General features: G+C 77.4%; 4 protein-coding genes and 1 pseudogene. All 5 read left to right on the forward strand.

From position 1 onward, the window contains the following. Positions 1-724: pseudogene (locus D476_RS37950) on the forward strand (SWIM zinc finger family protein); the annotation flags it as partial. A gap of 823 nt (positions 725-1,547) precedes the next feature. Next, positions 1,548-3,011: a DUF5691 domain-containing protein gene (locus tag D476_RS0113670; protein WP_017624504.1), complete on the forward strand. Its 1,464-nt coding sequence runs from the start codon at positions 1,548-1,550 to the stop codon at positions 3,009-3,011. Continuing rightward, positions 3,008-4,123 (forward strand): ATP-binding protein, encoded by a 1,116-nt coding sequence (locus tag D476_RS0113675; RefSeq protein WP_017624505.1) that lies wholly within the window; start codon positions 3,008-3,010, stop codon positions 4,121-4,123. The genes D476_RS0113670 and D476_RS0113675 overlap by 4 nt, the downstream gene beginning before the upstream one ends. Before the next feature lie 411 nt (positions 4,124-4,534). Beyond that, complete coding sequence (locus D476_RS0113680; RefSeq protein WP_017624506.1) at positions 4,535-6,892, forward strand: DUF5682 family protein; 2,358 nt, start codon at positions 4,535-4,537, stop codon at positions 6,890-6,892. A gap of 162 nt (positions 6,893-7,054) precedes the next feature. Further along, the gene (locus tag D476_RS0113685; protein ID WP_017624507.1) at positions 7,055-8,284 is read left to right on the forward strand and encodes a VWA domain-containing protein; all 1,230 of its coding nucleotides are present in this window, start codon (positions 7,055-7,057) and stop codon (positions 8,282-8,284) included. Positions 8,285-8,345: the final 61 nt, after the last annotated feature.

Consider the following 8,345-nt stretch of genomic DNA (forward strand, 5'->3'; position numbering starts at 1 on the left):
CGAGGCGGCGCTGCTGCACCTGCTCGCCTCCGGGTACCGGCGCTGCGACCGGCTGCCCGCCGGGCTGCGCGCGACCGTGCTGTCCCGGGTCGGGCTGGGTCCGGGGCCGGAATCGGCGCCGGTCCGCGACTCCTGGCAGGTCCTCGGGCGCCACGACTTCTCCAGCGGACGCCTGTCGGGATGCCGGGTCTGGCTGCGGGGGACGGCGAGCGGGCGGACCGCCCTGGTCCTGGCGTTCGCGCCGGAGGGGCGGGAGCCGGACGCGGCGCTGCGCCCGGGGACGGTGGTCGACGCGGACGCGGTCTTCCGCGCGGCCGAGCACCGGGCGTCGGTGTCGGAGGTGCGCGGCGAGCGTCCGCTCGCGGCGCCGCGCGGCGGCGGCGCTCAGGAGGCGCTGCGCTCCTGGTCCGAGGCGCTGGCCGTGGACCCGTGGCTGGAGGCGTGGCCCGTGGTGCTGGAGGGGGTGCGGCCCGCGCTGGACGCGTCCGGGTCATGGTGCCTGGTCGACGCCGACGGGGCGGCGCTTCCGGTGTGTCCGCAGGCCGCTCCCCCGTGGCGCCTGCTGGCGGTGAGCGGCGGCGCGCCGGTGACCGTCGCCGCCGAGTGGACACCGGAGGGGGTGCGCCCGCTGACCGTGTGGCCGCCCGCCGGCCGCGGACCCGCGGCGGCCCGAGGAGTCCCGTGCGCCGGAACCGTTCACCACGTTCAGGAGGAGCCGCATTGAGCGCGACCGAGGCTTCTGCGAAGCGGGCGGCCGCCGGGACGGCGGCCGAGACCACCGGCTCCGACCTGGGCGGTCGGCCGTTGAACCGCTGCGGAGGAGGCCACCGTGGGCCGAAGCCGCAGGGCCCGCCGGGCCGCCCCCGCACCACCGCCACGGTCGGCCGGGGCGTGGCCGGTCGGCAGGCCGCGATCCGGCCGGACCCCCACTGCTCCAACGGACACCGACCCGGCCCATCGCGCCGGGCGAACCCCGACAATGGTGCCGGTCAGGCCGTGCCCGGCCGACCTGGTCCGACGGCGGCTGTCGGCCGACGAGCCGCCCTGCGCCCCCGCGCCGGGAGCCGCCCGCGGCCCACGCCCCCGGCACCTTCAGAGCCGCCGGGCACGCCGGAGCGGACCCGCGGCTCTACTCCATGGGCCCATCTCCGGCGGGCCGCTCGCCGCGCCCGAGGGGACCGGTGGGACGGGGCACGGCGGTCGGTGCCCGGTCGCGGCGAACGCCCTGGGGCCGACCTGCCGACGCTGCCGGTGCTTCCGACGGCGACCGTCCTCCGGCAGACGGCCCGGCCACGCCGCGCACGGCCCGCCGAATGCCTCGTGAGCGCGGAGCCGCCGTCGCTCTTCTGAACGCTCCCCGGGCCGGTCGTCCGGCCCGGGGAGTCCGCCCCGATCGCGGGCGGCGTGGTCTTCCCTCGCGCCGCCCGCGACCGGTGCCCCTCCGCGCGGACCGGTCGCGCCGTCCCGCCTCCCTGCGATCCGGACAATCCGGAACCGTGGCCGCCCGTGCGGACTCGAATAGTGCACCCCGCCGAGAAAGGCCCCCGTTGGACGCGTTCCCCCCACCCCCGCCGGTCCCGTGGGACGAGCTGGTCGCCGCGGCGCTCGTGGGGACGTCGCGGGCCGGGGTCCCCGGCGGCGACAGCGACAGCGACAGCGACAGCGACAGCGACGAGTATCCCCCGGGTGAGGTCCCCGAGCATCCCGCTCTCGTCCTCCTCGACCGGGCGGCCCTCGCGGTCGTCCGGGACCGCGCCGGTGTGCGACCCACCACCGCCGACCCCCTACCGCCCGCACCGGCCGAGACCGCCCCCTGGGCGAGCCCCGCCGCCGGAGCGGCGCTCGACGCCCTCCTCGACCGGGACGACCCCGAACTGATCGCCGAATGGCTGGAGCTGGCCCGCGCACGCGGGCTGCTCGCCCCGCCGCCCACCCTGCCCGGCCTCCTGGACGCCGGGACACGCCACCGCGCGCTGCGCTCCGCCATCGCGCCCGCGGCAGGAGAGCGCGGGCGGTGGCTCGCCGCCCTCTCCCCCGCGTGGTCCTTCCTCCTCGACTCCCGGCCGCCCGAGGAGCGCGTCCCCTCCGCCGACCGCTGGGCGGCCGAGGGCTCCGCAGGCAAACGCCGCATCCTCACCTCTCTCGAAGAGCACCTGTCCCCCGGCGACGAGGACTTCCTGGCCACGGCGCTGCGCGATCCCGCACCCGGCGTGCGCGCGCTCGCCTCCGCCCTCCTGTCGCGGCTCCCCTCCTCCAAGCGCGGCGACGCACTCGCCCGCCGGGCACGCGCCCACGTCCGCCTCGGCACCGGCGGCCGCCCCACCGTGCGCCTGCCCGACCCCTCCGAGCGCGCGCTCGGCGCCGCCCTCGGTCTGCGCACCCTCCCCGCCGCAGGCCCCGCCGCCTCCCCGGAGATCCGCCGCGAATGGCTCTGGACCCTGGTCGCCCACGCACCGCTGCGCACCTGGATCGGCCATCTCGCCGACGACCGCGCCGGGGTGGTCCGCGCGGCCTCCGCCGCCCGCGACTGGGATCTGCTCGACGCCCTGGCCAACGCCGCCATCGTCCAGCGCGACCGGGAGTGGGCGGCCGCTCTGCTCGGCCCGGTCATGGAGCGCCTCCTGCAAGGCCACTCGGTCTACGGCAGCCGCGGCCCCGCCCTGCTCGCGCTGCTGCCGCCCGAGCAGCGGTGCGCCTGGGCCGCCGATGCCATCGGCGACGCCGCGGCACCGGGCACGCAGTTCCCGCTCCGCGTCCTCGAACACGTGCCGGGCCCATGGACCGACGGGCTCGCCGCGTCCGCCGTGCGCGCCCTCGACACCGCCCCCGCCGGTCCGGACGAGTCCTACCTGCCCGAACTGTGCCGGATCGCGGCCCGCCGCCTTCCCCCGTCCTTCGGCGCCCGGGTGCGCCGTCCCCGCCCCGGCGACCGTCCCCGCGCCGCCGCTGCCCTGTCCGACCTGGAGGACGTCCTGCGCCTCCGCCGCCGGATCCACGAGGAGCTCCAGTGACACCGACCGACACCGGACCGCCCGCGCCGCCCGCCGACGTGCTCCGCCCGCACGCCGAGCAGCGCCACGCCGACGAACTCGCCGCTCTGGCGCGGGCCGACGACCGCCCCCGCCCGCCCGGCTGGCGGCTGTCCCCCTGGGCGGTGGTGGTCTACGTGCTCGGGGGCGAACTCGACGACGGCACCCTCGTCTCCCCCAAGTACGTGGGCGACCGCCGCATCGTGGAGGTGGCCGTGGCGACGCTGGCCACCGACCGCGCGCTGCTGCTGGTCGGGGCTCCCGGCACGGCCAAGACGTGGCTGTCGGAGCACTTGGCCGCGGCCGTGTCGGGCGATTCGACCCTCCTGGTCCAGGGCACCGCCGGGACCTCCGAGGACGCCGTCCGCTATGGGTGGGACTATGCGCGGCTGCTCTCCGAAGGCCCCTCGCGCCGCGCGCTGGTGCCCGGCCCCGTCATGACCGCCATGGCCGAAGGGCGCCTCGCGCGCGTCGAGGAGCTGACCCGCATCCCGTCGGAGGTCCAGGACGCGCTCATCACCGTCCTGTCGGAGAAGACCCTGCCCGTCCCCGAGCTCGGCGAGGAGGTGCAGGCGCGGCGCGGGTTCAACCTCATCGCCACCGCCAACGACCGGGACCGCGGGGTGAACGCCCCCTCGGGGGCCCTCCGGCGCCGGTTCAACACGGTGCACATGCCCTCGCCCGCGACCGCGGAGGAGGAGGTGGGCATCGTGGCCCGGCGCGTGGACGAGCTGGGCCGCTCGCTGGGGCTGCCCGAGGTCTCCTCCGGCATGGAGGAGATCCGCCGCGTGGTCACGGTCTTCCGGGAGCTGCGCCGGGGCGCGACGGAGGACGGCCGCGCCGAGGTGGCCTCGCCCGGCGCGACGCTGAGCACCGCCGAGGCGATCTCGGTGCTGACCCAGGGGATGGCGCTGGCGGCGCACTTCGGCGACGGGGTGCTGCGCCCGTCCGACGTGGCGGCCGGGGTGCACGGAGCGGTGGTGCGCGACCCGGTGTCCGACGGGGTCGTGTGGCGGGAGTACCTGGAGACGGTCGCCCGCGACCGGGAGGGGTGGGGCGAGTTCTACCGGGCGTGCCGGGAGGTCAGCGGTTGAATCGGCCGTTGAGTCGGCGGGGTGGGGCGGGCGCGTCGTGGAGGCGGTGTCCGGGCCGTGAGGCCTCTGTACGGCGTGTCCGGGCTCGCAGCCCGCTTCCTATCGGTGGCACGCCCCCTGCCGATTCCCACCGCCTCGGCCCCACCGCGGAGAGCGGCGGAGAGCCGCCCGGCGGCAGGCGGCCGGCTCCGCTGCAAGACCTGCGCCCCATCCACGCCAGCCGAATCCGACGAGCCGACCATCCCGACGGGCCGTGGGTCGACCACCAGCGTGAAAGCGGCCGGGAGCCGCCCGGCGACAGGCGATCGGCATCGCCGGAAGACCCCTGCCCCATCCACTCCGGCCGGATCCGACGCACCGACCGCCCGAACGGACCATGGACCGCCCACCAGCGATCGAAGGGGAGCACCGTTGAACACCACCGACAAGGGGCGGGTGCGCGTGCTCGGTGTGCGGCACCACGGGCCGGGGTCCGCCCGCGCCGTCCGAGCGGAGCTGGAGGACTTCGCCCCCGACGCGGTCCTCGTCGAGGGGCCGAGCGACGCCGACCCGCTGCTGTCTCTGGTGGGCGGCCTCGAAGCGCCGGTCGCACTGCTCGCGCACGCTCCCGCCGCACGCAGCGCGCGCGGCGCACGCGGCGGGCACGGTGGGCGGCGCCGGTCGGCCTTCTGGCCGTTCGCCTCCTTCTCCCCCGAATGGCAGGCCCTGCTCTACGCCCACGCGCACGGCTGCGACGTCCGATTCTGCGACCTCCCGGCCTCGGTCTCGCTCGCCGTCGAGGACGGCGGGGGGCTCGGCGCGGTCGATGGCGGGGACACACCGCCCGCCCGCCCCGCCGACCCGCTCGCCGAACTCGCCGCCGCGGCCGGATACGGCGACGCGGAGCGCTGGTGGGACGACACCGTCGAACACCGCGGGCGGGAGCGCGGCGGTGTCCCCGCCCCGCCCTCGGGCCGCGGCTCACGCACATCGGCCGGGGAGTCGGCCCCGCCGTCGCCGTTCGCCGCGATCGCCGAAGCCATGGCCGAGGTCCGCGCGCGCACCGCCCCCGGCCCGCCGCCGCTCCACGAGGCCCGCCGCGAGGCGCACATGCGCCGGGTCGTGCGCTCGGCCCTGCGCGCCGGGCACGCCAGGATCGCCGTCGTCTGCGGCGCCTGGCACGTCCCGGCCCTCCTGGAGCGCCCCAAGGCCGCAGAGGACGCCGCTCTCCTGCGCCGCCTGCCCCGCGTCGCCGCCGAGACGACGTGGATCCCCTGGAGCCACGGCCGCCTCCGTACCTCCTCCGGCTACGGCGCGGGCGTGCGCGCCCCCGGCTGGTACCACCACCTGTTCTCCGCCCCCGACCGCCCGCTGGAGCGGTGGCTGTCCGATGCCGCGCGCCTCCTGCGCGCCGAAGGCGAGCACGTCTCCACGGCCCATGTCATCGAAGGCGTGCGGCTGTGCGAGGCGCTGGCCGCGCTGCGCGGCCGCCCCCTCCCCGGGCTCGACGAGGCCGGGGAGGCCGTCGTGTCGGTCCTGTGCGAGGGATCCGCCCTCAAGGCCGAACGCGTGCGCACGGCCATGGAGACCGCCGAGCGCCTGGGCCGCGTCCCGCCGTCGGTGCCCAAGGTTCCGCTCCAGCGGGACCTCGAAGCGCAGCAGCGCCGCTTGCGCCTGCCCCCCGAGGCCGAGGCGCGCGACCTCGACCTCGACCTGCGCGAGGAGAACGGCCGCGCGCGCAGCGCCCTGCTGCACCGGCTGCGCGCGCTGGACGTGGACTGGGGCGTTCCCGTCGCCGACCCGGCGCGTGTGCTCGGCTCCTTCCATGAGCGCTGGCGCCTGGCCTGGCTCCCGGAGATGGAGGCGGCGCTCGTCGACGCCTCCGTGTGGGGGGCGGATGTCGTCTCGGCGGCCGACGCGCGCACACGCGAACGCGCGGCGCACGCAGGGCTGACCGAGCTGACCTCGCTGGCGGAGCACTGCCTGAAGGCCGGTCTCGACGGTGCTCTGGGGGCGGTGCTGGAGCGTGCCTCAGCGCGCGCGGCGCACGCGTCCGACACGGCCACGCTCATGGAGGCCGTGCCGCCGCTGGCCCGCGCCGCCCGGTACGGGGAGGTGCGCGGTACCGGGAGCGCCCCTCTGCGGCGCGTGGCGGCGATGCTGCTGGACCGGGTGTGCGCCGGGGTGGGGGCCGCAGTCTCGGGGCTGTCGGAGGAGGCCGCCGAGGGGATGTGCGGTGCGGTGGAGTCGGTTCACCGGTCGGCGGCGCTGATCGGGGGCGCCTCCGAGCGGTCCTGGTGGGACGCGCTGGCCCGGGTGTCGACGCGCTCGGGTGTTCCCGGCCTCGTGGCGGGCCGGGTGCACCGGCTGCTGCGCGACGGCGGCCGCTTGGACGATGAGGTGCTGCTCACGCGGTTGACCCGGGTCGCCTCGCGCGGTTCGGACCCGCAGCGCGCGGCGGCGTGGATCGCGGGCTTCCTCGGGGGCGAGGGCCTGGTGCTGGTGCACGATGAGGGGCTGCTGCGCCTTGTCGACGCCTGGTTGTGCGGTCTGGACGGTGAGTCGTTCACTGCGGTGCTGCCGCTGCTGCGCCGCACGTTCGGCGGGTTCTCCAACGGTGAGCGCCGGGCGATCGCCCGGAAGGTGCGCATGATCGGCGCAGGCCCTCGGGGGGTGTCCCGGTCCTCCGGGGGCCCAGAAGGGACCGAGGCCCTCGACCTCGACCGTGCCGCGGCGGCGGTGGCCACCGCCGCCCTGCTCCTGGGCGGACGGGAGGAGGGAGACGAGTGAACGGAGAACAGGCGGCTGCGCCTCGGCGCTTCATGCCGATCGACGGGCCGGGGGCAGGAGGATTGACGCCGCTCCAGCGGACACCGTCCCGGGTGACGATCCCCCCGCCCCCGACGAACACCGCCCCCTTCGCTCCGACCGCCCCACCCCGCTAGGAGAACCATGGCACCCCCCGACAGCCCTCCGTCCGGCGGCACCTCCGCTCCCGCTTGCGCCGACGGCGTCTGCGACGAGCGGTCCCGGCGGTGGCGTCTGGTCCTCGGCGAACCGTCCGGATTCGGCCCGCTGTACGGGCGCGATGCGCGGATCGACTCCGCCCTCGCCGCCCTGTACGACGGCGGCCCCGGCGCCTCTGACCGCGCCCCGGACACATCCGCCCCGCGCGGGGCGACGCTCGGCGACTCCTCTCCCCGCGTCGCGCGCTGGCTCGGCGAGGTCCGCGACCTCTTCCCCTCCCGTGTCGTGCGCGTGCTCCAGGCCGACGCCCTCGACCGTCTCGGGCTGCGCCGCATGCTCCTCGATCCCGGCCTGGCCGAGGCGGTCCGCCCGGACGTCCACCTGGCCGCGGCGGTGCTGGCCCTTGCCGACTCCCTGCCCGAGGAGGCCCGCGCCCCCGCCCGCGCCCTCGTCCGGCGGGTCACCGGCGAGCTGGAGGAGCGCCTGGCGCACCGGATGCGCTCAGAGGTGCGCGGCGCCCTGGACCGCTCCGCCCGCACCCGCCGCCCCCGCTCGGCAGCCGACGTGGACTGGCACGCCACCATCCGCCGCAACCTGCGCCACTACGTGCCCGAGCGCGGCGTGCTGGTCCCCGCCTCGGTCGTGGGCCGGGCCCGCAGCGGTCCGGGCGTGCGCGGCCAGGTGGTGCTCGCCGTCGATCAGAGCGGGTCCATGGCCGCCTCCCTGGTGTACGCGGGGGTGTTCGCCTCGGTCCTGGCCTCGCTGCGCTCCCTGCGCACGCGCCTGGTGGCCTTCGGCACCGGCGTGGCCGACCTGACCGACCGCCTGTCCGACCCGGTCGACGCGCTGTTCGGGGCCTCCATCGGCGGCGGGACCGACGTCGGCCGCGCCCTGGCCTACTGCGAGCGCCTCATCACCAGCCCCGCGGAGACGGTGCTGGTCCTCATCTCCGACCTGCACGAGGGAGGCTCCCCCGAGGAGATGCTGCGCCGCCTGGCCGCGCTGCGCGCCGCCGGGGTGCGGGTGGTCGTCCTGCCCGCGCTCTCCGACGACGGCACGCCCGCCTACGACCAGGAGAACGCCTCCGCCGTGGCCTCCCTGGGCATCCCGGCCTTCGCCTGCTCCCCCGACGACTTCCCCGACCTCATGGCCGCCGCCGTCGAAGGGCGCTCCCTGTCGGCCTGGGCCGAAGAACGGGGCATCGGCGTTCATTGATCACCGCCGGGGTCAGAGGACCGCCAGGGGTGGTGTCAACTGGTGAGTGCAACTATGCCCC

Source organism: Nocardiopsis chromatogenes YIM 90109 (genome assembly GCF_000341185.1).
Taxonomy (GTDB): Bacteria; Actinomycetota; Actinomycetes; order Streptosporangiales; family Streptosporangiaceae; genus Nocardiopsis_A; species Nocardiopsis_A chromatogenes.

Coding starts and splice junctions, on each gene's coding strand:
- D476_RS0113685 (WP_017624507.1), top strand. CDS start 7,055: ATGGCACCCCCCGACAGCCCTCCGTCCGGCGGCACCTCCGCTCCCGCT.